The sequence below is a fragment of the Xanthomonas sp. NCPPB 3174 genome (genome assembly GCF_056725205.1).
Map to the genome: position 1 here is coordinate 2257031 of NZ_CM161517.1, position 23109 is coordinate 2280139.

At 69.8% G+C, this 23109-nt stretch carries 20 protein-coding genes; 9 read left to right on the forward strand and 11 right to left on the reverse strand.

Annotated elements, in window-relative coordinates; translation table 11 throughout:
* Nucleotides 1-34 precede the first annotated feature (34 nt).
* The 4 genes from AC1PK7_RS10045 to AC1PK7_RS10060 form a co-directional block, all read right to left on the reverse strand.
* Entirely contained in the window at nt 35-1894 is a 1860-nt protein-coding gene (locus AC1PK7_RS10045; RefSeq protein WP_481100689.1) for a DUF3300 domain-containing protein, read from the reverse strand.
* 126 nt (nt 1895-2020) lie between these two features.
* A complete protein-coding gene (gene zupT / locus AC1PK7_RS10050; protein WP_481100690.1) occupies nt 2021-2842 on the reverse strand; it encodes a zinc transporter ZupT in 822 nt (273 codons plus the stop codon).
* Nucleotides 2843-2928: 86 nt separating this feature from the next.
* Nucleotides 2929-3360 (reverse strand): energy transducer TonB, encoded by a 432-nt coding sequence (locus tag AC1PK7_RS10055; RefSeq protein ID WP_010343878.1) that lies wholly within the window; start codon nt 3358-3360, stop codon nt 2929-2931.
* A gap of 5 nt (nt 3361-3365) precedes the next feature.
* A complete protein-coding gene (locus AC1PK7_RS10060) occupies nt 3366-3707 on the reverse strand; it encodes a 4a-hydroxytetrahydrobiopterin dehydratase (RefSeq protein ID WP_010343877.1) in 342 nt (113 codons plus the stop codon).
* Between the two features lie 86 nt (nt 3708-3793).
* Here AC1PK7_RS10060 and AC1PK7_RS10065 point away from each other — a divergent pair, with 86 nt between their 5' ends.
* Together AC1PK7_RS10065 and AC1PK7_RS10070 are read left to right on the forward strand one after the other, a co-directional pair.
* Nucleotides 3794-4390 (forward strand): NfuA family Fe-S biogenesis protein, encoded by a 597-nt coding sequence (locus AC1PK7_RS10065; RefSeq protein ID WP_019800223.1) that lies wholly within the window; start codon nt 3794-3796, stop codon nt 4388-4390.
* A gap of 13 nt (nt 4391-4403) precedes the next feature.
* Complete coding sequence (locus AC1PK7_RS10070; RefSeq protein WP_481100691.1) at nt 4404-6113, forward strand: transmembrane repetitive protein; 1710 nt, start codon at nt 4404-4406, stop codon at nt 6111-6113.
* Nucleotides 6114-6520: 407 nt separating this feature from the next.
* On the opposite strand, the gene AC1PK7_RS10075 is transcribed toward AC1PK7_RS10070, so the two are convergent.
* Nucleotides 6521-6982, reverse strand: coding sequence for a c-type cytochrome (locus tag AC1PK7_RS10075; protein ID WP_010342878.1), 462 nt, complete (start codon nt 6980-6982; stop codon nt 6521-6523).
* Nucleotides 6983-6989: 7 nt separating this feature from the next.
* On the reverse strand, nt 6990-7376 hold the full coding sequence (locus AC1PK7_RS10080) for a c-type cytochrome (protein WP_481100692.1): 387 nt from the start codon (nt 7374-7376) through the stop codon (nt 6990-6992).
* A 194-nt stretch (nt 7377-7570) separates the two neighbouring features.
* On the opposite strand from AC1PK7_RS10080, the gene AC1PK7_RS10085 reads away from it, so the two are divergent.
* The 3 genes from AC1PK7_RS10085 to AC1PK7_RS10095 are packed head-to-tail and all read left to right on the forward strand — an operon-like array spanning nt 7571 to nt 15278.
* Entirely contained in the window at nt 7571-8689 is a 1119-nt protein-coding gene (locus AC1PK7_RS10085) for an efflux RND transporter periplasmic adaptor subunit (protein ID WP_481100693.1), read from the forward strand.
* A complete protein-coding gene (locus AC1PK7_RS10090) occupies nt 8689-12195 on the forward strand; it encodes an efflux RND transporter permease subunit (RefSeq protein ID WP_481100694.1) in 3507 nt (1168 codons plus the stop codon). The genes AC1PK7_RS10085 and AC1PK7_RS10090 overlap by 1 nt, the downstream gene beginning before the upstream one ends.
* A complete protein-coding gene (locus AC1PK7_RS10095; protein ID WP_481100695.1) occupies nt 12192-15278 on the forward strand; it encodes an efflux RND transporter permease subunit in 3087 nt (1028 codons plus the stop codon). The genes AC1PK7_RS10090 and AC1PK7_RS10095 overlap by 4 nt, the downstream gene beginning before the upstream one ends.
* A 142-nt stretch (nt 15279-15420) precedes the next feature.
* On the opposite strand, the gene AC1PK7_RS10100 is transcribed toward AC1PK7_RS10095, so the two are convergent.
* The 5 genes from AC1PK7_RS10100 to ykgO all read right to left on the reverse strand — a co-directional run bounded on the left by AC1PK7_RS10100 (nt 15421) and on the right by ykgO (nt 19595).
* Nucleotides 15421-16713: a TraB/GumN family protein gene (locus tag AC1PK7_RS10100; RefSeq protein WP_481100696.1), complete on the reverse strand. Its 1293-nt coding sequence runs from the start codon at nt 16711-16713 to the stop codon at nt 15421-15423.
* A 143-nt stretch (nt 16714-16856) separates the two neighbouring features.
* A complete protein-coding gene (locus AC1PK7_RS10105) occupies nt 16857-17741 on the reverse strand; it encodes a carbon-nitrogen hydrolase (protein ID WP_019799707.1) in 885 nt (294 codons plus the stop codon).
* Nucleotides 17742-17884: 143 nt separating this feature from the next.
* Nucleotides 17885-18922: an agmatine deiminase family protein gene (locus AC1PK7_RS10110; RefSeq protein WP_481100697.1), complete on the reverse strand. Its 1038-nt coding sequence runs from the start codon at nt 18920-18922 to the stop codon at nt 17885-17887.
* A 90-nt stretch (nt 18923-19012) separates the two neighbouring features.
* On the reverse strand, nt 19013-19342 hold the full coding sequence (locus tag AC1PK7_RS10115; RefSeq protein WP_010342886.1) for a hypothetical protein: 330 nt from the start codon (nt 19340-19342) through the stop codon (nt 19013-19015).
* Between the two features lie 127 nt (nt 19343-19469).
* A complete protein-coding gene (gene ykgO, locus AC1PK7_RS10120) occupies nt 19470-19595 on the reverse strand; it encodes a type B 50S ribosomal protein L36 (RefSeq protein WP_010342887.1) in 126 nt (41 codons plus the stop codon).
* Nucleotides 19596-19766: 171 nt separating this feature from the next.
* Here ykgO and cmk point away from each other — a divergent pair, with 171 nt between their 5' ends.
* The 4 genes from cmk (at nt 19767) to AC1PK7_RS10140 (ending at nt 23105) form a co-directional block, all read left to right on the forward strand.
* Nucleotides 19767-20438 carry a (d)CMP kinase gene (gene cmk / locus AC1PK7_RS10125; protein ID WP_017913728.1) on the forward strand — a complete coding sequence of 224 codons (672 nt, stop codon included), beginning with the start codon at nt 19767-19769 and terminating at the stop codon, nt 20436-20438.
* Between the two features lie 228 nt (nt 20439-20666).
* A complete protein-coding gene (rpsA, locus tag AC1PK7_RS10130; RefSeq protein ID WP_010342889.1) occupies nt 20667-22346 on the forward strand; it encodes a 30S ribosomal protein S1 in 1680 nt (559 codons plus the stop codon).
* Nucleotides 22347-22426: 80 nt separating this feature from the next.
* Nucleotides 22427-22732 carry an integration host factor subunit beta gene (locus tag AC1PK7_RS10135; RefSeq protein ID WP_010342890.1) on the forward strand — a complete coding sequence of 102 codons (306 nt, stop codon included), beginning with the start codon at nt 22427-22429 and terminating at the stop codon, nt 22730-22732.
* Nucleotides 22733-22805: 73 nt separating this feature from the next.
* Nucleotides 22806-23105: a LapA family protein gene (locus AC1PK7_RS10140; RefSeq protein ID WP_010342891.1), complete on the forward strand. Its 300-nt coding sequence runs from the start codon at nt 22806-22808 to the stop codon at nt 23103-23105.
* Nucleotides 23106-23109 lie beyond the last annotated feature (4 nt).

The following is a 23109-nucleotide window of genomic DNA, read 5'->3' on the forward strand; positions in this document are numbered from 1 at the left end:
TACGGGAGCGGCCTGCCGCCGCCCCCGCGTTGCCTCAGCTTTCGTGATGGTCGTGATCGTGGTGCCCATCGTGGTGGGCGGGCGCCGGTCGTTGCGCCGGATGCGACTCGGCCGGCCGCGGCTCGGGCATGCGCGGCGATGGGGAGAACCGGGCCACGCGCTGTTCCTGGTGTTGTTCCTGACGCTGCTCCTGGCGCGGTTCCGGCATCGGCGCGCGCATCGTCTCGCGCGGCATCTCCTGCGCGCGCGCCTCACGCTGGGGCGCCGGCGCATGCCAGGCCTGGGCGCGCGGCGCGTCGGCCGGCATCGCCTCTCGCGGTGGCTGCGCACGCGCCATCTCGCGGGCCAGGTTGTCGCGGGCGAAGCCGGTGGGCTGCATGCCGGGGTCGCCGCGCCGCTGCGGTTCGGCGAAGCGCGGCGTGGGCAGACCGCCATGATTGGCGACCGCCTCGCGCGCCGCCGGCGTGGGCGTCAGCGCCTGCGGCACCGGCCGGCCATGGAACTGCGGGACTGGCATCGACGGCGCCATGCGTGGCGCATTCGGCTGCGCCATCGCCACGCTGCGTTGCGGTGCCGCGGCACGCTGGGCGAAACCGGGCAGCAGCCGCTGGTCACGCGCGGCGGCCATGGCCGCTGGCGTACCCGGCGCCGGCAGGCGCTGCGCCGGCGGCGGCATCGCCGCCACCGGGCGGCCGGCCTGCAGCATCTGGCTGGTGAAGTGCGGCATGGTCTGCGGCATCGCTGGTGGCTGCGCGCGCGCCGGCCCGAACGCCGCTGCCGGCGCACGCGCCGCCATCGCCGCAGCGGCCATCGCAGCCCCCGCCGGTGCACGCGCGCCAGCGAAGGCCTGCTGCCCACCCGGACCGCCCATCGGCGCGGCCGGCGGCGGCGCACCGCGGTAGTCGTTGTGCACGTAGCTGCGGTTGTCGTAGTGGTTGTTGATGATGGTGGTGCGCGGCGCGTACACGCTGTTGCGGTAGACCACGTAGTTCGGTGCCGACGGCGGCGCGTTCCAGTTCACTCCCCAGTTGTTCCAGCCCCAGCTGTGCCACGGCGGCGCCGGTTCCAGCCAGCCGAACACGCTGTGGTGGTGATGTTCGAGCGCATCGCCGACCAGCACGCCGACGCCGAACGAAATGATGCCGGCGGTGACCAGGTCGCCGGTGTCGTAGTAGGGGCGCGGCGGGCGGTAACGGTACTCGCGATAGACGTTGACCGGTGCGCCGTAGACCACATCGGGATCGTAGCGGGGCACGTAGACCACGTCCGGCTGCGCCGGTTCGATGACGATGGTGCGGGTCGGCGGCGGCACCGCGTCGGCATAGGCCGGGGCCGGCTCCACCACGGTGCGTTGCACCACCTGCACGCGCTGCTGCGGGGTGCTGCGCAGGTGGCCCTGCGCCTGCGCGCGTTGGCGCATCACCTGCACCGCGTCCAGCACCTGGTTGGGATCGTGGGCGTAGGCGTCGCCCAGCGCGCGGGTCCAGTCGCCGTTGCCGGCCAACTGGTCGACCACGTCGGGAAAGGCGGTCAGCGCTTTGACGCTGGGATCCCAAGGCTGCGCCGCGGCCGCCTGCAGGCGGTCCGTGGCGGACAGGGTGCGGTTGTTGCGCAGCCAGTCCTGCGCCGACACCACCTGGTCCGGATACACCGAGGCGGCCAGGGTCTGCGCCAGCAGCTTGTCCGGGAACAGCGCGATCGGCGCGACCAGTTGATACAGCTGGTCGGCGGTGGGCGGGACGTAGGGGGCAGGTGCGGGCGCTGCGGCGGGGGCTGGCGCATCGGCCTGAGCCGCGGGGGCGGGCGCATCCTGTCGTTGACAGGCGCCCAGTGCCACCACGCTCAGGGCGGTGAACAGGGCCAGCCTGGCCGGAGGAAAGGGGCGGAGATCCATGCGACACCTCATCGAGCGGGGCGAAGGTGGCCGCAGCATGCGCCGCCTTGGGTGTCTGCGACCTTTCTGCGCAGCGCTGTCGCGCAGGCCAGCGAGCGCGCGTTCAGCCGGCGCCAGCCGCTGCCATCAGGCCGGCGCGGACAGGCGGAACAGCACCAGGCTGAGCGCCAGCGTGGCCATGCCTGCGACCAGGCCGTACACCGTCTCGTGCCCCTGCGCGTAGCGCTTGGCCGCCGGCAGCAATTCGTCCAGGGCCAGGAACACCATCACCCCGGCGATCAGCCCGAACACCGCGCCGAACACCGCCTCGGACAGGACGCGCGCCAGCGCGACGTAGCCGATCAGCGCGCCGATCGGCTCGGCCAGGCCGGACAGCAGGCTGGCGGCGAACGCATAGGACTTGCGCCCGGTGGCGTAGTGCACCGGCACCGCGATGGCGATGCCTTCGGGGATGTTGTGCACGGCGATGGCGAAGGCCAGCGGCATGCCCACCGCCGGGCTTTCCAGCGTGGCGAAGAAGGTGGCCAGGCCCTCGGGGAAGTTGTGCGCGGTGATCGCCACCGCGGTGAGCAGGCCGACGCGCTTGACGTAGGCGCGGTTGTCGTCGCGGAACAGCGGATCGCGGCTGTTGAGGCTTTCGTGCGGATTGGGCACCAGCCGGTCGATCGCCACGATCAGCACCATGCCGGCCAGGAACGCCAGGGTGGCGTAGGCCTGGCCCAGGCGCGGATCGAAGGCGGCGCTGAAGGCGGCGATCGACTTGCCCAGGATCTCGGTCAGCGACACGTACACCATCGCGCCGGCGGAAAACGCCAGGCCGAAGGCGAGCAGGCGCGGATTGGGCCCTCTGCTGAACAGCACCAGCACGCTGCCCAGGCCGGTGGCCAGGCCGGCGCCAAGGGTCACGGCGAGCGCGACCAGGACGTTGTGCAGTGGGATGTCCAGCATACGCCGGCGGCTCCGAAGAAGAGGCGTCGATCAAACCCGGCGCGCTGCGGGTGTCGCGTGAAGGCGCGCGCTGCGCGCCTCGTGGCTCAGCCGGCCTTGTGCGCCTGCGCGTCCAGCGCGAAGCAACGGTCCGGGCGCGGCTGCGGCGGATTGAAGTTGACCGGCACCTGGATGGTCCACGGTACTGCCTGGCCGTTGCGGGTGGCCGGCTTGAACGTCCAGCCGCGCACGGCCTCCTGTGCCGAGGCGTCCAGCTTGGCCTGGCCGCTGCCGGTGACCACGTCCACCTCGGTCGGCTTGCCCTGCACGCCGACCACCACCTTCAGCACCACGGTGCCGCCGAGCCCGGCGCAGGCCACGTCGATCGGGTAGTCCGGTGGCGGCGTCTTCACCGCGGCGACCTCGGTCGGCGGCTGGGCCACGGTGTGTGTCTGGGATTGCTGGGATTGGCCGCAGGCGCTGAGCAGCACAGCGCTCAGGCAGGCCAGGGGGAGCAGGCGGCGGGCGGTAGCGGTCATCGGGATCATTCCGGAAGGGCGGACGCCTTGGCGGCGCAGATGAAGTCGTTCTCGCTGAGGCCGCCCACGTCGTGGGTGGAATAGCGCACCACCACGCGGTCGTAGTGCACGCCCAGGTCGGGGTGGTGGTCCTCGCGGTGCGCGATCCAGGCCAGGGCGTTGACGAAGGCCAGGGTGCGGTAATAGTCGGGGAAGCGGAAGGTGCGGCTGATCGCAGTGCCGTTCTCCACCACTTCCCAGCCGGGCACCTGCGGCAGCAGTTCAGCGACGCGCGCCTGGGTCAGTTTGTACTCGCTGCCCTTGCAGGGCGAGCAATGGGCCTGGGCGAGGGGGATCAGGTCGTTCATGGAGGGTCTCTGCGGTGGAACGGACAGGGCCGATCAACATACCGCCCGCGATGAGCGCAGGGCGTGGAAGGGTCTAGAATACCCGCATGATCCAGATCTCAGACAACGCACAGGCCCATTTCCGCAAGTTGCTCGAACGCGAGGCCGTGCCCGGCATGGGCGTGCGCCTGAGCGCGGTCGATGCCGGCACCCCGCGCGCCGATGCGCGGCTGGAGTTCGCCGAGCCGGCGGACCTGGCCGGCGACGAATGGGCGATCGACTGCGCCGGCTTCACCCTGTACGTGGCGGCCGACAGCGTCGCCTGGCTTGACGGCGCCGAAATCGACTACGTCACCCAGGGCACCGGCCAGCAGCTCACCATCAAGGCGCCGAAGATCAAGGGCGAAGCCCCGGGCGAGGCGGCCTCGCTGGTGGAGCGGGTGCGCTGGGTGGTGGAGAACGAGGTCAATCCGCAGCTGGCCCAGCACGGCGGCCGCGTGGCGGTGCAGGAAGTGTCCGCCGATGGCGTGGTGCTGCTGCGCTTCGGCGGCGGCTGCCACGGCTGCGGCATGGCCGACGTGACCCTGAAGCAGGGCATCGAGAAGACGCTGATGGGCCGCGTGCCCGGGGTGACCGCGGTACGCGACGCCACCGACCACGACAGCGGCAGCGCTCCCTACATTCCGCGCGATTCGGCCGCCTGACGTCCCGCTGCCGGTGACGCGCGCCACCGACATCCTTGATGTGTTGTTGGCGCGCACGCCGCGCAAGCTGCTGCGCGATCGCCGCACCGGCCTGCCATACGCGTGGGCGCACTGGATCGCGGCGCAACCGGCGGTGCCGCGGCCGTTCGCGGCCCCCGAGCTGATCGCGGCGATGCCGCCGGTGCAGCCCCCAGCGACCACGCGCCTGCCGGCTTTGCCACTGTGGCAGGCGTTCCGCCGCCTGTGGTGGCAGCACTGGGACCCGGCGCCGTACGACCAGCGCTGGTGGCGGCGCATCGCCGTGTTGCTCAGCCTGCTGCTGCATCTGCTGTTCGCGGTGTTCCTGCTGTGGGTGGCGTTCGTGCGCTGGCTGCCGCCGCGCGCCGATGCGGACGCCGCCGGCCGCGTGCAGGTGGAGTTCGTCGGCCGCGGCACGCCCGCCGAGAGCGGCGGCGGGGCGCCGGCCGAGGCGGCCGCATCCACGGAGGCGACGTCGCCGACCCCGCCGCGCGCGCAGCGCGCCGCGTCCGCGCGGCCGCGCCCGACGCCGCCAGCCGCGGCAGCGCCTGCGCCGGCAGCGGCCGCAGCGCCGGTGCCCGCGCCGGCCACGGCCAGTGCGCCACCACCGCCGCCAGCGGAACAGCCGCTCCAGGTGACCGAAACGCCCACGCCCACCCGCGATTTCGTGCTGCCGCCGCCGCCGAGCGTGCGTGTACCGGTGCCGACGCCGCGCGCGGTGGTGCCGCCCGACGTGCAGGTGCCGGTGCGCGAGGTCGAGGTGGTCACCGACGTGCCGACCGTGGCGCAGCTGCGGCCGCGCGACATCGCGGTGCCGCGCCCGGCCACGCCGCAGGTGCAGGTGCGCGAACGCGAGGTGCCGGCCCCGTTGCCGCAGGTGCAGGTTCCGGCGCCACAGCTGCGCACGCCGGTGCCGACACCGGTGCTGCGCAGTGCCGAGGTGCCGCAGGTGCGTCAGATCGAAGTGCCGACGCCGAGTACCGCCACCGCGAGCGCACCCACGCCGGCACCGCCGGCTGCCCCGGCCGCCAGCCCGGACACCACGCCGGCGAGCGCGCCGACCCCGCAGTCGGCGCCGGCCGCCGCTGCCGGCGCTGCGGCCAGTGCGACTGCCAAGCCGACCGCCTCTGCGGCCGGCACCGCGCCGCCCGGCAGCCAGGCCGCAGCCCCCGGCAGCGGTCCTGCGCCGGTCGCCCGCGATGGCGGCTGGGCCACGCCGCAGCGCGGCGACGACTGGGGTGCGGCCGCCCGCAATCGCCCAGGCGATGCCGGTGCGGGCGCCAGCAAGGGCGGCGGCCTGTTCAATGCCGACGGCAGCGTGCGCCTGGCCGATGGCCGCGGCAACGACCAGGCGCCGGCGCGCAGCGCGCCCGGCTCGGAGACCGACACCTGGACGCGCGAGCGCATCGAAAAGGCCGGCGAGTGGCTCAAGCGTCCGCCGTACGACTACACGCCGACTTCGTTCGACAAGTACTGGCTGCCGAACGCGACGCTGCTGGAAGAATGGGTGCGGCGCGGCATCAAGTCGGTGAAGATCCCGATTCCCGGCACCACCAGCAGCATTTCCTGCGTGATCTCGATCCTGCAGGTGGGCGGCGGCTGCAGCATCACCGATCCCAATCTCAACGAGCAGCCGGCCGGCGCACGGCCGCCGCCGAACGTCCCGTTCAAGCGCGAGTTGCAGGAAGACAACGGCAGTCGTTGAGTGGCGGGGTGCGGGCTCGGCGTCACAAGAGGGCGCCGCACATCACCAGCTTTCAGCGCACGCGAAGCGACGCGGCTGCACTGAGTGGGCGACTTCAGCGGCACGGCTTTCCATGAGAGGGCTCATCGCCGCGGAAAGACAACTCCAAACGATCCGTCGCGCACGGCGTGCTGTCTCGTAGGAGCGGCTTCAGCCGCGACGGGCGTTCCCGGTGAAGCCCGGTCGCGGCTGAAGCCGCTCCTGCGCGTGGCCCTCGCGTTGGATGGCGCCGGAGCGACAGATTGAGCGTGATGCGAACGCACATCCGGAGCGCACCGCGTGCGGCCGCGCCGCCGCTGCTCAGCGCACCATGGTACAGGCGACCACGCACGTCATGCGGTGTGCGTGGCTGCCTGCGCGTGCTGCGCTCAGTTCACGCCGTGCAAATCGCGCAACTGGCTGCTGCGCGAGCCGAAGTAGGCGGCCAGGTCGGCGATGTCCTGGTCGCTCAACTGCGCCGCCTGCGGGCTCATCAGCGGATGCGTGCGGGTGCCGCCGCGGTAGGCCTGCAGCGCGTGCGCGAGGTAGTCGCCGTATTGGCCGCCGAGCTTGGGATAGGTCGGGTCGATCGGCGCGTTGCCGTCGGCGCCGTGGCAGTCGATGCAGCTCTGCCCGGTGGCCTTGCCCTTGGCGTGGGCCAGTTTGTCGCCGGCCTCGATGCGCCCGCCGGGCAGGCCGGCGGAGGAGCCGGAGCCGTGCTCGCCGCTGGCATGGCCGGGGTCGCCGGCGGAGGTGCTGGTGGATTCCACCTGCGATTGCGAACAGGCCCCCAGGCACAGGGCGGCAAGCAGGACGAGGGCGGGACGCAAGGCGTGCGCGGCGTTCGGCATGGGAGGCCTACTTGAGGGTGGACAGGAAAGCGGCGATGTCGGCGATCTCCTGGTCGGAGAAGCTTTCCGCCTGGGCCTGCATGGTCGGATGCTTGCGCTTGCCGAGCCGGTATTCGGTCAGCGCCTGGGTCAGGTACTGCGCCGACTGCCCGCCGATCTTGGGGATGCGGTAGCTGGGGTAGGCGTTCTTGTAGCCGGTGACGCCGTGGCAGCCCTGGCAGGTGTAGGTGAGCACCCGGCCGTTGGCGGCATTGCCCTGCACAGGGGCGGGCGCCGCGGCTGCGGCGGCGGCGGGAGCGGCGGGCGCCGGCGCGGTCTGCGCCATGGCCGGGGCGGCCCCAACAGAAACGAGTACGGCCAGAGCAAAACAAGCGGCTAGCGGCTGCGTGCGCATGGTTTCGTGGTCCGGAGGACGGATTGGGGTTCCGGCGTGGGGGAACACGGAACGGCCCGAGTATAGCCTCACCTTTCGCGGCTCCGAAACTGGCGGCCGTGGGCGACCCGTGACCTTTGGGGCATACGGCACGACGTTGTTTGGTGATCTACTTATCTACAACACCATTCACGCCATCCACCAAGGACACGACGATGACGCGACCGTTCGAGCGCCGCACTGCCACCTGCGCTGCCGTGCTGCTGGTCACCACCACGCTGCTGCTCGGCGGCTGCAAACCGGCCGCCGAGGCCAAGGCCAAGGCCGCCGACAGCGAAAAGGCGCCGGAGGCGGTGCCGGTGGAGGTGGCGGCGGCCAGCCGCCGTGCGGTGGCGGCCAGCTACAGCGGCACCGCGGCGCTGGAAGCGCGCGCCGAGTCGCAGGTGGTCGCCAAGACCTCCGGCGTGGCCCTGGCGGTGTTGGCCGAAGAAGGCCAGCAGGTGCGCGCCGGGCAGCCGCTGGTGCGGCTGGACCCGGACCGCGCGCGGCTGGCGCTGGCGCAGAGCGAGGCGCAACTGCGCAAGCTGGAGAACAACTACCGCCGCTCGCAGCAACTGGTGGGCCAGCAACTCGTCAGTGCCGCCGATGTCGACCAGATCAAGTACGACCTGGCCAACGTGCGCGCGCAACACCAGTTGGCCGCGCTGGAGCTGTCCTATGCCACGGTGGTGGCGCCGATTTCCGGGGTGATCGCCTCGCGTTCGATCAAGACTGGCAACTTCGTGCAGATCAACACGCCGATCTTCCGCATCGTCGACGATTCGCGCCTGGAGGCCACGCTCAACGTGCCCGAGCGCGAACTGGCCACGCTCAAGACCGGGCAGCCGGTGACCCTGCTGGCCGATGCGCTGCCAGGCAAGCAGTTCCGCGGCCGGGTCGACCGCATCGCGCCGGTGGTGGATGCCGGCAGCGGCACCTTCCGCGTGGTCTGCGCCTTCGACGAGGGCGCCGAAGCGCTGCAGCCGGGCATGTTCGGCCGCATCCGCATCGACTACGACCAGCGCACCGATGCGCTGGTGGTGCCGCGGCTGGCGCTGCTCGACGATGGCGAGCCGGCGGTGTTCCGCGTGGTCGCCGGCAAGGTCGCGCGGGTGCCGGTGACGCTGGGCTATGCCGAAGGGCCGTGGGTGGAGATTCGCCAGGGCCTGCAGCCCGGCGACCAGGTGGTCACCGCCGGCAAGGTCGCGCTGCGCGACGGCAGCCGCGTGCAGGTGATCGCGCCGCAGCGCGCGGTCGCCGACGCCGCGCCAGCCACTGCCACCGGAGCGCGCTGATGCACGGCGCCGGCCCCGACCCGCACGCACCGCCTGCGCCCGCCGCTGCGCACGGCGGCGGTCTGGTCGAATTCGCCACCCGCCGACGCGTGACGATCGCGATGATCACGCTGACCATGCTGCTGTTCGGCGCGATCGCGCTGCACGGGCTCAAGGTCAACCTGCTGCCGGACCTGAGCTATCCGACGCTGACCGTGCGCACCGAGTACGCCGGCGCCGCGCCCTCGGAGATCGAGACGCTGGTGACCGAGCCGGTGGAGGAAGCGGTCGGCGTGGTCAAGAACCTGCGCAAGCTCAAGTCGGTCTCGCGCACGGGGCAGAGCGACGTGGTGCTGGAGTTCGCCTGGGGCACCAACATGGACCAGGCCAGCCTGGAGGTGCGCGACAAGATGGAGGCGCTGTCGCTGCCGCTGGAGGCCAAGGCGCCGGTGCTGCTGCGCTTCAATCCCTCCACCCAGCCGATCATGCGCCTGGTGCTGTCGAGCAAGACCGCCGCGCACACCGACGCCGAGGCGGTGCGCGCGCTGACCCAGTTGCGTCGCTACGCCGACGAGGACCTGAAGAAAAAGCTGGAGCCGGTGGCGGGCGTGGCCGCGGTCAAGGTCGGCGGCGGCCTGGAGGACGAGATCCAGGTGGATATCGACCAGCAGCGGCTGGCGCAGCTCAACATGCCGATCGACACGGTGATCGCGCGGCTCAAGGATGAGAACGTCAATCTCTCCGGCGGCCGCCTGGAGCAGGGCACGCAGCGCTATCTGGTGCGCACGGTCAACCAGTTCGCCGACCTGGACGAGATCCGCAACCTGTTGCTGACCACCCAGGGCGCCGGCGGCAACGCGGCCGACGCGGCCCTGCAGCAGATGTACGCGATCGCCGCCTCCACCGGCTCGGAAGCGGCGCTGGCCGCGGCGTCGGCGGCGCAGAGCGCGACCTCCAGCACGACCACCACCGTCGCCGGCGGCATGCCGATCCGGCTCAAGGACGTGGCGCAGGTGCGGCAGGGCTACAAGGAGCGCGAGGCGATCATCCGCCTGGGCGGCAAGGAGGCGGTGGAACTGGCCATCTACAAGGAGGGCGACGCCAACACCGTGGCCACCGCGGCGGCGCTGCGCAAGCGCCTGGAACAACTGCAGGCGCAGATTCCCGCCGACGCCGAACTGACCACGCTGGAGGACCAGTCGCGCTTCATCGAACACGCCATCGGCGACGTCAAGAAGGACGCGGTGATCGGCGGCCTGCTGGCGATCCTGATCATCTTCCTGTTCCTGCGCGATGGGTGGAGCACGTTCGTGATCGGGCTGTCGCTGCCGGTGTCGATCGTGACCACGTTCTTCTTCATGGATCGGCTCGGCCTGAGCCTCAACGTGATGTCGCTGGGCGGCCTGGCGCTGGCCACCGGCCTGGTGGTGGACGATTCGATCGTGGTGCTGGAAAGCATCGCCAAGGCGCGCGAGCGCGGCCTGAGCGTGCTCGATGCGGCGATCGTCGGCACCCGCGAGGTGGGCATGGCGGTGGTCGCCTCGACCCTGACCACGATCGCGGTGTTCCTGCCGCTGGTGTTCGTGGAGGGCGTGGCCGGGCAACTGTTCCGCGACCAGGCGCTGACCGTGGCGATCGCCATCGCGATCTCGCTGGTGGTGTCGATGACCCTGATCCCGATGCTCAGCTCGCTGAAGGGTCGTGCGCCGCTGGCGTTCCCGGTCGAATCGGCGCCGCCGCACTGGCAGCCGCGGCGCGGCTGGCTGAAGCCGCTGGCCTGGAGCCGGCGCGGCGCAGGTGCAGCGGTGCGCGGCGTGTTCTTCGGCGTGGCCTGGCTGTGCGTGCGGCTGTGGCGCGGTGCGGTGGCGGTGGTCGCGCCGGTGATGCGCAAGGCCAGCGCCCTGGCGATGGCGCCGTACGCGCTGGCCGAACGTAGCTACCTGCGGCTGCTGCCCGGCGCGCTGGCGCGTCCGGGCTGGGTGCTGGGACTGGCGGCGCTGGCCTTTGCCGCGACCCTGGCGGTGGCGCCGCTGCTGGGCGCCGACCTGATCCCGCAGCTGGCGCAGGACCGCTTCGAGATGACGGTGAAGCTGCCGGCCGGCACGCCGCTGCGGCAGACCGATGCGCTGGTGCGCGAACTGCAGGAGGTCCACGGCAAGGACGCTGGCGTGCAGGCGCTGTACGGGGTCAGCGGCAGCGGCACCCGACTCGACGCCAATCCCACCGAGAGCGGCGAGAACATCGGCAAGCTGACCATCGCCATGGCCGGCGGCGGCAGCGCGCAGTTCGAGGCGCAGCAGAGCGAGCGCATGCGCGCGACGATGCGCAACCATCCTGGCGTGCAGGTCGGTTTCAGCCGGCCGGAGCTGTTCAGTTTCTCCACGCCGCTGGAGATCGAACTGCGCGGCCAGGACCTGCAGACCATCCAGCACGCCGGGCAGAAGCTGGCGGCGTTGCTGCGCGGCAACGGCCACTTCGCCGACGTCAAATCCACGGTGGAGGAGGGCTTCCCGGAGATCCAGATCCGCTTCGACCAGGAACGTGCCGGCGCGCTGGGGCTGACCACCCGGCAGATCGCCGACGTGGTGGTGAAGAAGGTGCGCGGCGACGTCGCCACCCGTTACAGCTTCCGCGACCGCAAGATCGACGTGCTGGTGCGCGCGCAGCAGAGCGACCGCGCCAGCGTCGACAGCATCCGCCGGCTGATCGTCAACCCGGGCAGCAGCCGGCCGGTGACCCTGGACGCGGTCGCCGACGTGGTCGCCACCACCGGTCCCAGCGAGATCCACCGCGCCGACCAGATCCGCGTGGCGATCGTCTCGGCCAACCTGCGCGACATCGACCTGGGCACGGCGGTGCGCGAGGTGGGCGAGATGGTGGCGCGCGATCCGCTCGGCGCCGGCGTCGGCATGCACATCGGCGGGCAGGGCGAGGAACTGGCGCAGTCGGCGCGCTCGCTGCTGTTCGCGTTCGGCCTGGCGGTGTTCCTGGTGTACCTGGTGATGGCCTCGCAGTTCGAGTCGCTGCTGCACCCGTTCGTCATCCTGTTCACCATCCCGCTGGCGCTGGTCGGCGCGGTGCTGGCGCTGCTGCTGACCGGCAAGCCGGTGTCGGTGGTGGTGTTCATCGGCCTGATCCTGCTGGTGGGCCTGGTGACCAAGAACGCGATCATCCTGATCGACAAGGTCAACCAGTTGCGCGAGGAGGGCGTGGCCAAGCGCGCCGCGCTGATCGAAGGCGCGCGCTCGCGGCTGCGGCCGATCGTGATGACCACGCTGTGCACGCTGTTCGGCTTCCTGCCGCTGGCGATCGCCAGCGGCGAGGGCGCCGAGGTGCGTGCGCCGATGGCGATCACGGTGATCGGCGGGCTGCTGGTGTCCACGTTGCTGACCCTGCTGGTGATCCCAGTGGTCTACGACCGCCTGGACCGCCGCGCCGACGCGTACTACGCCGAACGCGGGCGGCGTGCGCGGCAACGTGAAAACGGCGAGCAGCGCCTGCAGGACGGCGAGGGCGCACCGGCATGAGCGTCGCCGAATTCAGCATCCGCCGCCCGGTCACCACCATCATGTGTTTCGTGTCGCTGGTGGTGGTCGGGCTGATCGCCGCCTTCCGCCTGCCGCTGGAGGCCTTGCCGGACATCTCCGCGCCGTTCCTGTTCGTGCAGTTGCCGTACACCGGCTCGACCCCGGACGAGGTCGAGCGCAACCTGGTGCGGCCGACCGAGGAAGCGCTGGCGACGATGACCGGGATCAAGCGCATGCGCTCGACCGCCACCGCCGACGGCGCCAACATCTTCATCGAGTTCTCCGACTGGGACCGCGACATCGCCATCGCCGCCTCCGATGCGCGCGAACGCATCGACGCGATCCGCGCCGACCTGCCGGCGGACCTGCGGCGCTACAACGTGTTCAAGTGGTCCAGCAGCGATCAGCCGGTGCTGAAGGTGCGCCTGGCCGGCGCGGCGGACCTGACCGGCGCGTACGACATGCTCGATCGCGAGTTCAAGCGCCGCCTGGAACGCATTCCCGGGGTGGCCAAGGTCGAGGTGTCGGGCGCGCCACCGAACGAGGTCGAGATCGCCATCGCCCCGGACCGGCTCAGCGCGCACAACCTCAGCCTCAACCAGCTCAGCGAGCGCCTGGGCAAGCTCAACTTCTCGCTGTCGGCCGGGCAGATCGACGACAACGGTCAGCGCCTGCGGGTGCAGCCGGTCGGCGAGCTGCGCGACCTGCAGGAACTGCGCGACCTGGTCATCGACGCCAAGGGCCTGCGCCTGGGCGATATCGCCGAGGTGCGGCTGAAGCCGACCCGGATGAGCTACGGGCGGCGCCTGGACGGGCGTCCGGCGGTGGGCCTGGACGTGTTCAAGGAGCGCAGCGCGAATCTGGTCGAGGTCTCGCGCGCAGTGCTGGCCGAGGTCGAGCAGATCCGCAAACAGCCGGCGCTGAGCGACGTGCAGATCAAGGTCATCGACAACCAGGGCAAGGCGGTGACCTCGTCGCTGGCGGAACTGGCCGAAGCCGGCGCGGTGGGCCTGCTGCTGTCGGTGACGGTGCTGTTCTTCTTCCTGCGGCACTGGCCGTCGACCCTGATGGTGACCCTGGCGATCCCGATCTGCTTCGCGATCACCCTGGGTTTCATGTACTTCGCCGGGGTCACCCTCAACATCCTGACCATGATGGGCCTGCTGCTGGCGGTGGGCATGCTGGTGGACAACGCGGTGGTGGTGGTGGAGAGCATCTACCAGGAGCGCGAGCGCATGCCCGACCAGCCGCAGCGCGCGTCCATCGTCGGCACCCGCAACGTCGCCATCGCGCTGTCTGCGGGCACCCTGTGCCATTGCATCGTGTTCCTACCGAACCTGTTCGGCGAGACCAATAACATCAGCATCTTCATGTCGCAGATCGCCATCACCATCTCGGTGTCGCTGCTGGCGTCGTGGCTGGTGGCGGTGAGCCTGATCCCGATGCTGTCGGCGCGCATGCGCACCCCGGCACTGCTGCATTCCCCCAGTGGGCTGATCCCGCGCCTGCAGCGCCGCTACGCGCGGGTGCTGGGCTGGTCGCTGGCGCACCGCGGTTGGAGCGTCTGCGCGATCGTGCTGATCAGCGCGCTGAGCGTGATCCCGATGATGCAGACCAAGAAGGACATGTTCGGCGGCGACGGCGGCGAGCAGGTGTTCATCGGCTACCAGTGGAAGGGCGCCTACACGCGCGAGCAGATGGCCGAGGAAGTGACCCGGCTCGAGCGCTTCATCGATGCGCGGCGCGCGCAGTACCACGTGAACCAGGTGTATTCCTGGTTCAGTGAGGAGGAGGGCAGCAGCACCACGTTGACGGTGGATCTGAAGCAGGTCCGCGACCTGCCGGCCCTGATGGAACGCATCCGCAAGGAACTGCCGCGTTCGGCGCGGGTGGATTTCCACGTCGGCAACAGCAATGGCGGCGATGGCGGCAACGGTGGCGGGCAGACCGTGCAGGTACAACTGGTCGGCGATTCCACCGAGGCGCTGCGCGCGCTCGCCGACGACGTGGTGCCGCTGCTGGCACGGCGCAAGGAACTGCGCGACGTGCGCGTGGACAGCGGCGACCGCAGCACCGAACTGGCGGTGCGGGTGGATCGCGAGCGCGCCGCCGCGTTCGGCTTCAGCGCCGAGCAGGTCGCCAGCTTCGTCGGCCTGGCGCTGCGCGGCGCGTCGCTGCGCGAGTTCCGCCACGGCGACAACGAGGTGCCGGTGTGGGTGCGTTTCGCCGGCGCCGAGCAGACCTCGCCGGAAGACCTGGACAGCTTCAACGTGCGCACCCAGGACGGGCGCAGCGTGCCGCTGCTGAGCCTGGTCGAGACGCAGCCGCGCGCCGCCGCGACCCAGATCGCCCGCACGAACCGGCAGACCACGCTGACCATCACCGCCAACCTCGGCGCCAAGATCACCGCGCCGGAAGCCAAGCAGGCGATCGAGGACACCCTCAAGGCGGTCGACTTCCCGGTCGGCTACCGCTACAGCTTCGACGGCGCGGACGGCCAGGACGACGATCAGGCCAGCAAGCAGATGCTGTTCAACCTGCTGATCGCGCTGGTGATGATCTACGTGGTGATGGCCGCGATGTTCGAATCGCTGCTGTTTCCCGTGGCGATCATGAGCGGCGTGCTGTTCTCGGTGTTCGGCGTGTTCTGGCTGTTCTGGATCACCGGCACCAGCTTCGGGATCATGGCCTTCATCGGCATCCTGGTGCTGATGGGCGTGGTGGTGAACAACGGCATCGTGATGATCGAGCACATCAACAACCTGCGCCGGCGCGGCCTGGGCCGCACCGAGGCGCTGATCGAAGGCTCGCGCGAGCGTCTGCGCCCGATCATGATGACCATGGGCACGGCGATCCTGGCGATGGTGCCGATCTCGCTGACCACCACGCAGATGTTCGGCGACGGCCCGGCCTACTACCCGATGGCGCGCGCGATCGCTGGCGGCCTGGCGTTCTCGACCGTGGTCAGCCTGCTGTTCCTGCCGACCATCTACGCAATCCTGGACGATCTGAGTAACGGCGTGGCTGGCTTGGTGCGGCGTGCGCGTGGGCGTCGCGGCGTGGCCGCGCAGATGGTGTCCTGATTCGGAGGCCCCTTCACTGCTCCAAACGACATGTGGGAGGGGCTTCAGCCCCGACGCCGTACCGCTGAAGCGTCGGGACTGAAGTCCCTCCCACAAAGGCGAAACTTGCGCGGCAGCAGTTACCGCTGCCGCGCAGTGTGGTTCAACCCGCCAGCTTGCCGAAGATGCGGAAGCCGGCCAGCCACACGCCGAGCATGCTGCCCAGGTTGGTCAGCAGGAAGGTCAGCACCACCCGCGAGACGCGGTTGCGGTACCAGCCGCGCAGGTTCTGCGCATCGTCGCGCAGGGCCAGGAAATCGCCATAGGCCGGCTTGCGCATGTGCACCTCGACCAGGGCGCTGAACGCACCGGCGGGCACGCCGGGGCGGAACGGCTTCAGCGGCGCGGCGATGGCGCCGGCGATCACGCTCAGCGGATGGCCGCCGGCGAGGATGCAGCCCAGCCCGGCCAGGCCGCCGGTGAACAGCACCCACTGCAGCAGCAGGTCGGTGCCCAGCGCGAAGCCGCCGTGCCAGTAGCCCCAGGCCACGCCGCCCAGCACCAGCGCGGTCAGGGTCAGGGTGATCCACGGCACCTTCTTCTTAGTGTGCACTTCTTCCAGCGCCTTGCGCAGCGTCGCCGGGTCGTCCTGGTCGCCCTGCAGATGCCGCGCCAGACCGGCCAGGTGACCGGCACCGACCACGGCCAGCACCTCGCGCACGCCGGCGCCGCTGGCGCCGTCCAGCGGTTCGGCGTTGCCGGCCAGCGGCAGCGCGCGCTGTTGCGCCTGTTCCTCGCGCAGGCGCGTGGCCATGTAGCGGTCGCGCTCGGCGATGATGGTCTCGTACAGCGCCGGGCTCTCGCTGGCGAAGTCGCCGAAGCTGGCCTCGAGCATGTCGCCCTGCTTGAGTTTCTCGATCTCCGCCTCGCCGACCTCGTCGGAGGCGAACAGGCCGCCGAGCAGGCCGCTGGCCAGCTTCAGCTTGCCGAAGAAGCCGAGCCGGCTGGAGGCGCGCTTGAAGGTCAGGCCGACTTCGCGATCGACCAGGTACACCGGCAACTGCCGTTCGCGCGCCAGCAGCACCGCGCGCTTGAGTTCGGCGCCGGGCTCGATGCCCAGTTGCTCGGCCAGGCGCCGCTGGTAGGCGGCCAGCGCCAGGTTGGCGGCGAACAGGGCCACGCGGCCCTTGCGGATCACCTGCACCAGGTCCAGCTTGGTCAGCGCATCGGGATCGGTCAGCGCCTGCAGGCGCTGCGGATCCAGTTCCACCGCCACCGCGTCGAAACGGCCGCTGTCGATCGCCCGTTCCACGGCGGCAACGCTGGCCAGGGACACGTGCGCGGTGCCGAGCAGGGTGTAGCGGATGCCATCGCGTTCGACGATGCGGTACGGCTGGCCGTCGAACAGCGCATCGTCGCCGTCGGCCTGGGAAAGTTCGTTCATTCCATCACTCATCGGAGGGCGCCTCGTCGGCGCCGGGGCTCAGCGGGCATGGGGGGGAGGGCATCGGCCGCGACAGGCATGGGCGCCTGCCGCCGGGGTACGCTGCGTCGCAGCCAGCAGCGCAACGCATGCGAGGACCGGGGCGGCGCTGCAGGTCAGTCGATGTAGCGTTTCAGCAGATCGCCGTAGGCATCGATGCGACGGTCGCGCAGGAACGGCCAGATCCGCCGCACGTGCTCGCTGCGCTGCAGGTCGACGTCGCAGACCAGCACGGTCGGCTCGGCGCCGGCCTCGGCAATGAACTCGCCCTGCGGACCGAGCACATGGCTATTGCCCCAGAACTGGATGCCCGATGCACCCAGCGGCGACGGCTCGTGGCCCACACGGTTGCAGCTCAACACCGGCACGCCATTGGCCACGGCATGGCCACGGTGGCTGAGGATCCAGGCATCGCGCTGGCGTTCCTGCTCGGCCTGTTCGTCGTTGGGGTCCCAGCCGATCGCGGTGGGATACAGCAGCAGTTCGGCGCCGGCCAGCGCCATCAGCCGCGCCGCTTCCGGGTACCACTGGTCCCAGCACACCAGCACGCCGAGGCGGCCGACCGAGGTCTGGATCGGGGTGAAGCCCAGATCGCCCGGGGTGAAATAGAACTTCTCGTAGAAACCCGGATCGTCGGGGATGTGCATCTTGCGGTACTTGCCGAGCAGGCTGCCGTCCTTTTCGAACACCACCGCGGTGTTGTGGTACAGGCCGGCGGCGCGGCGCTCGAACAGCGAGCCGACCAGGACCACGCCATGGCGCTTGGCTAGCGCGCCCAGGCGCTCGGTGCTGGGGCCGGGAATCGGCTCGGCCAGGTCGAATTCGTCCACCGACTCGTGCTGGCAGAAGTACGCGCCGTTGTGCAGCTCCTGCAGCAGCACCAGCTGCGCGCCCTGCGCGGCAGCCTCGGCCACACGCGATTCGATCGCTGCCAGGTTCGCCGCGGCGTCGCCGTGGTTGCGCTCCTGGATCAGCGCGACGGAAAGAGTGTTTCGGCTCATTGCGGAATCAAGGTTCGCGGTAAACCGGCATGGTAGCGCGGATGGCCGCGCGGCAGGTTCCAGGGAGATGAATCCCGCGCCGCGCGTGGCGGCGGCACGGGCGTGGTCGGCGCTGCGCCGGCGTGCGGCGCAGCGGCGGCGGCTCAGTCTGCGAGCAGTCCGGCGGGCAGCTGCATGGTGATGCAGTGCAGGCTGCCGTTCTGCCAGATCAGCGCGCGGCAGGGGATCGGCACGATTTCGTGCTGCGGGAAGGCCTGCGCCATCACCGCCTGCGCCTGCGCGTCGGCCGCGTCGCCGTAGGCCGGCATCAGCACCGCGCCGTTGACGATCAGGAAATTGGCGTAGGAGGCGGCCAGGCGCCGGCCCTCATCGATGACCGGCTGCGCCCACGGCAGCGGGAACAAGCGATAGGGCGCGCCGTCTGTGGTACGCAGCGCCGCCAGTTCGGCGCCCATCGCCTGTAGTTCGGCGTAGTGCGAATCGCCGGCGTCGTCGCAGGCCTGGTAGACGATCGCGTCGGTTCCGGCGAAGCGGGCGAGGGTGTCGATGTGCGCGTCGGTGTCGTCGCCTTCCAGGTAGCCGTGGTCCAGCCACAGCACGCGCTGCTGCGCCAGCCAGTCGGCCAGGTCGTGGCTGAGCGATTCGCGGCTGCGCTGCGGGTGGCGCTCGTGCAGGCACTGCCAGGTGGTCAGCAGGGTGCCGGCGCCGTCGCAGTCGATCGCGCCGCCTTCCAGGGCGAAATCGATGCGGCGCACGTCGCTGTCGGCGAACAGGCCCTGCTTGGCCAGCACGCTCACCAACTGGTCGTCGCGGCTGGCCTGGAACTTGCCGCCCCAGCCGGTGAAGCGGAAATCCAGCAACTGGAAGCCGCCACCGGCGCGCGCCAGGGTGATCGGGCCGGAATCGCGCAGCCAGGTGTCGTCGTATTCGGCCTCGACGAAACGCACCCGCTGCATGTCCGCCCGCGCCGAGCGCAGCCGCGCCTCGGCATAGATCTGCAGGTCGGCGTCGGCCACGCAGATCAGCACCCGCTGGAAGCGCACGATCGCCGCGACCAGGGCGATGTAGGTCTCCTCGACCTCGGCCAGGCGCTCGGCCCAGTCGGTGCCGGCATGCGGCCAGGCGATCAGGATGGCGGACTGGGGCCCCCATTCGGCGGGAAGGCGAAGACGATCAGACATTGCGACTACTGCTCACGTGTTGCCGAGGGAAGCCCGGCGGTTATGTACATCCCCGCACAGACGTGTGCGGGCGTTTGCCCGGGACGCGCGCTAGCGGATCGCCGGCTTCGGGCCGATCTCGTTGGGATCGGCCTTGTTGGCGACCACGTCCACCACCTTCTGCTTCTCGAAGTACACGGTGAAGGCCGGATAGACCCAGCGGTTGATGGTCGGCCACTGCCGCTTCTGGCCGCCGCGCGGCTCCAGCTTCTGCTGCGGGGCGCCGTAGCGCGCCTGCACCTGGGCCATGCTCAGGCCGCGGGTCGGTAGCGCCGCGGCGGGTTCTTCCTTGACCCGGTCGACCAGCAGGGTCTCGGCGTGGGCGCCGCCGGCCAGGCCCAACACGGCCAGCAGCGGCAGGACGGACAGACGATGCTTCATCACGTGTACTCCCCAGAGGACGAACGCCGATTACAGCAAACTTCGGCAACAAAAAACCGCCCGAAGGCGGCTTTCGTCGACGACCGGCCACCGCTGCGCGCGGTGCGGCAGGGCAGGCCGGGTCGGATCAGCGCTGACGCGCCTTGAAACGGGGGTTGGACTTGCAGATCACGAAGACCTTGCCGCGGCGGCGGACCACCTTGCAGTCGCGGTGACGGGCCTTCGCCGACTTCAGGGAGGACAGGACTTTCATGGCACACCTCGGCGTAAACTTGTGGATTCGAAGGAGGGCGGCATGGCCGAAACCATGGCGCGGGATCAGTAAGCCGGCGATTGTAGCCTGGTTTTCTTCATGGTTTCAACTGCTTGCGCCAGCCCGGCCGGCGTCGGCGCTACAATGCGCCGCCCCATCCTGAGGAACCGCATGAACGAGCCCGCTCCCGTCCTGACCATCGATGGCCCGTCCGGCGCCGGCAAAGGCACCGTCAGCCGCATCGTCGCCGCCCGCCTGGGCTGGCATTACCTGGATTCGGGGGCGCTGTACCGGGCGGTCGGGGTCGCGGCCAGCTGGGCCAATCTGGACATTTCCGACGCCGCCGCCCTGGTGCGTTGCACCTTCGACACCCGGGTGGACTTCGACGAGGTCGCCGGCGGTGGCCTGCGGGTCCGGATCAACGGCGCCGACGCCACCGACGAGTTGCGCCTGGAGACCACCGGCGCGGTGGCCTCGGCGATCGCCGCCATCCCCGAGGTGCGCGCGGCGCTGAAGCAGCGCCAGCGGGCCTTTCGCACCCCTCCCGGGCTGGTCGCCGACGGTCGCGACATGGGGACGGTGATTTTCCCCGACGCCCCCTACAAGGTGTTCCTGACCGCCAGCGCCGAGGAGCGTGCCCAGCGCCGGCATAAGCAGTTGAAGGAAAAAGGGGTTTCGGTTATATTCGATGACCTGCTGCGCGAGATCATGGCCCGCGACGCACGCGATGCCCAACGCGCGGTGGCCCCGCTGAGGCCGGCAGACGATGCCGTTCTCCTCGATACCACCGGCATGGACATCGACCAGGTGGTGGGCCGCGTCCTGCAGTTGCTGCCCGTCTGAGCGGCACGCAGGGCAGCAGCAGGGCGGCATCGTCATGGATGCCGCCGGTTCCTCGCAACACCCGCAACATCAATGTTCCATCGATAGTGTCAAAGGCTCCGCTGCGCAATCCCGCGCTGCGGTTTTTCCATTCCACACCCGGCCGCTGTTCGGGCCGACTAACAGGTGGGCAGTCGCTGTTTTCCAGAAGAAAACGCCCTGTCCGTGTGTCCACTAGAGTAATTTCAAATGACCGAATCTTTTGCCGAACTGTTCGAAGCCAGCCAGGCCAATCTGGCCAAGCTGAAGCCCGGCGCCATCGTCACCGGTACCGTCGTGGAAGTCCGCGGCGACGTGGTGGTGATCAACGCCGGCCTGAAGTCCGAAGGCATCGTGCCGATCGAGCAGTTCCGTAACGACGCTGGCGAAATCGACGTCGCCGAAGGCGACCTGGTCAAGGTCGCGCTCGACTCGCTCGAGAACGGCTTCGGCGAGACCGTGCTGTCGCGCGAGAAGGCCAAGCGCGCCATGGTGTGGGACGAGCTGGAAGAAGCGTTGGAGAAGAACGAGACCATCACCGGCCGCATCAGCGGCAAGGTCAAGGGTGGTTTCACCGTGGACATCAAGGATGTCCGCGCGTTCCTGCCCGGTTCGCTGGTGGATGTGCGCCCGGTGCGCGACCCGGCCTACCTGGAAGGCAAGGAACTGGAGTTCAAGCTGATCAAGCTGGACCGCAAGCGCAACAACGTGGTGGTCTCGCGTCGTGCGGTGGTCGAGAGCGAGCACTCGGAAGAGCGCGAGCAGCTGATGGACAAGCTGCAGGAAGGCGCGATCCTGAAGGGTGTGGTCAAGAACCTGACCGACTACGGCGCGTTCGTGGACCTGGGCGGCATCGACGGCCTGCTGCACATCACCGACATGGCCTGGAAGCGCGTGCGCCATCCGTCCGAAGTGGTCAACGTCGGCGACGAGCTGGACGTGCGCGTGCTGAAGTTCGATCGCGAGCGTAACCGCGTCAGCCTCGGCCTGAAGCAGCTGGGCGAGGATCCGTGGGACAACATCGCCCGCCGTTACCCGGCCAACAGCCGCGTGTTCGGCAAGGTCTCCAACGTCACCGATTACGGCGCGTTCGTCGAGATCGAGCCGGGCGTGGAAGGCCTGGTGCACGTGTCCGAGATGGACTGGACCAACAAGAACGTCAACCCGTCCAAGGTCGTGCAGGTCGGCGACGAAGTCGAAGTGATGGTGCTGGACGTGGACGAAGAGCGTCGCCGCATCTCGCTGGGCATGAAGCAGGTCGCCGCCAATCCGTGGGAGACCTTCGCCGCCACCCACAAGAAGAACGACAAGGTGTCCGGCCAGATCAAGTCGATCACCGACTTCGGCATCTTCATCGGCCTGGACGGCGGCATCGACGGCCTGGTGCACCTGTCCGACATCAGCTGGAACACCACCGGCGAAGACATCGTGCGCAACTTCAAGAAGGGCGACACGCTGGAAGCCGTGGTGCTGGCGGTGGACCCGGAGCGCGAGCGCATCAGCCTGGGCGTCAAGCAGCTGGAGCAGGATCCGTTCGGCCAGTACATGGCCGCCAACCCGAAGGGCTCGAAGGTCGAAGGCGTGGTGCGTGAAGTGGACGCCAAGGGCGCCACCATCGACCTGGCCGACGGCATCGAAGGCTACGTCGCCGCGCGCGACATCGCCAACGAGCGCGTCGACGACGCCAGCCAGCACCTGAAGGTCGGCGACAAGATCGAAGCCAAGTTCGTGGGCATGGACCGCAAGGGCCGCACCCTGCAGCTGTCGATCAAGGCCAAGGACGATGCCGAAATGCGCGAAGTGCTGGAGGAATACCAGTCCGCGTCGGGCGGCACCACCCAGCTGGGCGCGCTGCTGCGTGCACAGCTGAACGGCAACAAGTCCGAGTAATCCGCCACACGCAGCGTTACTGGCACGGCCCGGTGTTCCCGGGCCGTGCCAGGTTGCGACCCCACAGCACGCATCCGTAAATGACCAAATCCGAGCTGATCGAAATCCTGGCGCGCAAACAGGCGCATCTGAAGTCGGACGACGTCGATCTGGCGGTGAAGTCGTTGTTGGAAATGATGGGCGGCGCCCTGTCCGGCGGCGATCGCATCGAGATCCGCGGCTTCGGCAGCTTTTCCCTGCATTACCGGCCGCCGCGCCTGGGACGCAATCCCAAGACCGGCGAGTCCGTCGCGCTTCCCGGCAAGCACGTGCCGCATTTCAAGCCCGGCAAGGAGCTGCGCGAGCGCGTGAGCGGCGTCGTCCCGGTCGAATCCGACACGCCCTGAGCCCGGCGTCCGGCGCTTGCCGGAATCCACGCCTGTTCGGCTAATCTAGTGTCTCCCGACGCTGGAGTTGCTCATGAAGATTGCACGACTGCTGATCCTGCTGGTGTTGCTGTTGGCCGGCCTGGTCATCGGGTCGCTCAATTCGCAGCCGATCCAGATCAACTTCGTGTTCTCCAGCATCGCCACCACCTCCGGCATCGCCATCATCGTCTCGTTGTTCGCCGGCGTGCTGATCGGTGCCTCGCTGGTCCTGGCGGCCCTGGTGATTCCCCTGTACGCCAAGCTGCGTCGCGCCAACAAGGCCGCGAACGCCGCTGCGCCGGCCGTCGCGCCGGTCTCCCCCCATGCCCACCAGCCCTTGGACGGACGCTGATCTT

Excerpts from the sequence above, each read along its gene's own strand:
- AC1PK7_RS10055 (WP_010343878.1), bottom strand. The coding sequence starts at position 3,360 with ATGACCGCTACCGCCCGCCGCCTGCTCCCCCTGGCCTGCCTGAGCGCT.
- zupT (WP_481100690.1), bottom strand. The coding sequence starts at position 2,842 with ATGCTGGACATCCCACTGCACAACGTCCTGGTCGCGCTCGCCGTGACC.
- AC1PK7_RS10090 (WP_481100694.1), top strand. The coding sequence starts at position 8,689 with ATGCACGGCGCCGGCCCCGACCCGCACGCACCGCCTGCGCCCGCCGCT.
- cmk (WP_017913728.1), top strand. The coding sequence starts at position 19,767 with ATGAACGAGCCCGCTCCCGTCCTGACCATCGATGGCCCGTCCGGCGCC.
- AC1PK7_RS10065 (WP_019800223.1), top strand. The coding sequence starts at position 3,794 with ATGATCCAGATCTCAGACAACGCACAGGCCCATTTCCGCAAGTTGCTC.
- AC1PK7_RS10140 (WP_010342891.1), top strand. The coding sequence starts at position 22,806 with ATGAAGATTGCACGACTGCTGATCCTGCTGGTGTTGCTGTTGGCCGGC.
- AC1PK7_RS10100 (WP_481100696.1), bottom strand. The coding sequence starts at position 16,713 with ATGAGTGATGGAATGAACGAACTTTCCCAGGCCGACGGCGACGATGCG.
- AC1PK7_RS10060 (WP_010343877.1), bottom strand. The coding sequence starts at position 3,707 with ATGAACGACCTGATCCCCCTCGCCCAGGCCCATTGCTCGCCCTGCAAG.
- AC1PK7_RS10115 (WP_010342886.1), bottom strand. The coding sequence starts at position 19,342 with ATGAAGCATCGTCTGTCCGTCCTGCCGCTGCTGGCCGTGTTGGGCCTG.
- AC1PK7_RS10045 (WP_481100689.1), bottom strand. The coding sequence starts at position 1,894 with ATGGATCTCCGCCCCTTTCCTCCGGCCAGGCTGGCCCTGTTCACCGCC.
- AC1PK7_RS10105 (WP_019799707.1), bottom strand. The coding sequence starts at position 17,741 with ATGAGCCGAAACACTCTTTCCGTCGCGCTGATCCAGGAGCGCAACCAC.
- AC1PK7_RS10080 (WP_481100692.1), bottom strand. The coding sequence starts at position 7,376 with ATGCGCACGCAGCCGCTAGCCGCTTGTTTTGCTCTGGCCGTACTCGTT.
- ykgO (WP_010342887.1), bottom strand. The coding sequence starts at position 19,595 with ATGAAAGTCCTGTCCTCCCTGAAGTCGGCGAAGGCCCGTCACCGCGAC.
- AC1PK7_RS10135 (WP_010342890.1), top strand. The coding sequence starts at position 22,427 with ATGACCAAATCCGAGCTGATCGAAATCCTGGCGCGCAAACAGGCGCAT.
- AC1PK7_RS10075 (WP_010342878.1), bottom strand. The coding sequence starts at position 6,982 with ATGCCGAACGCCGCGCACGCCTTGCGTCCCGCCCTCGTCCTGCTTGCC.
- AC1PK7_RS10110 (WP_481100697.1), bottom strand. The coding sequence starts at position 18,922 with ATGTCTGATCGTCTTCGCCTTCCCGCCGAATGGGGGCCCCAGTCCGCC.
- AC1PK7_RS10095 (WP_481100695.1), top strand. The coding sequence starts at position 12,192 with ATGAGCGTCGCCGAATTCAGCATCCGCCGCCCGGTCACCACCATCATG.
- AC1PK7_RS10085 (WP_481100693.1), top strand. The coding sequence starts at position 7,571 with ATGACGCGACCGTTCGAGCGCCGCACTGCCACCTGCGCTGCCGTGCTG.
- rpsA (WP_010342889.1), top strand. The coding sequence starts at position 20,667 with ATGACCGAATCTTTTGCCGAACTGTTCGAAGCCAGCCAGGCCAATCTG.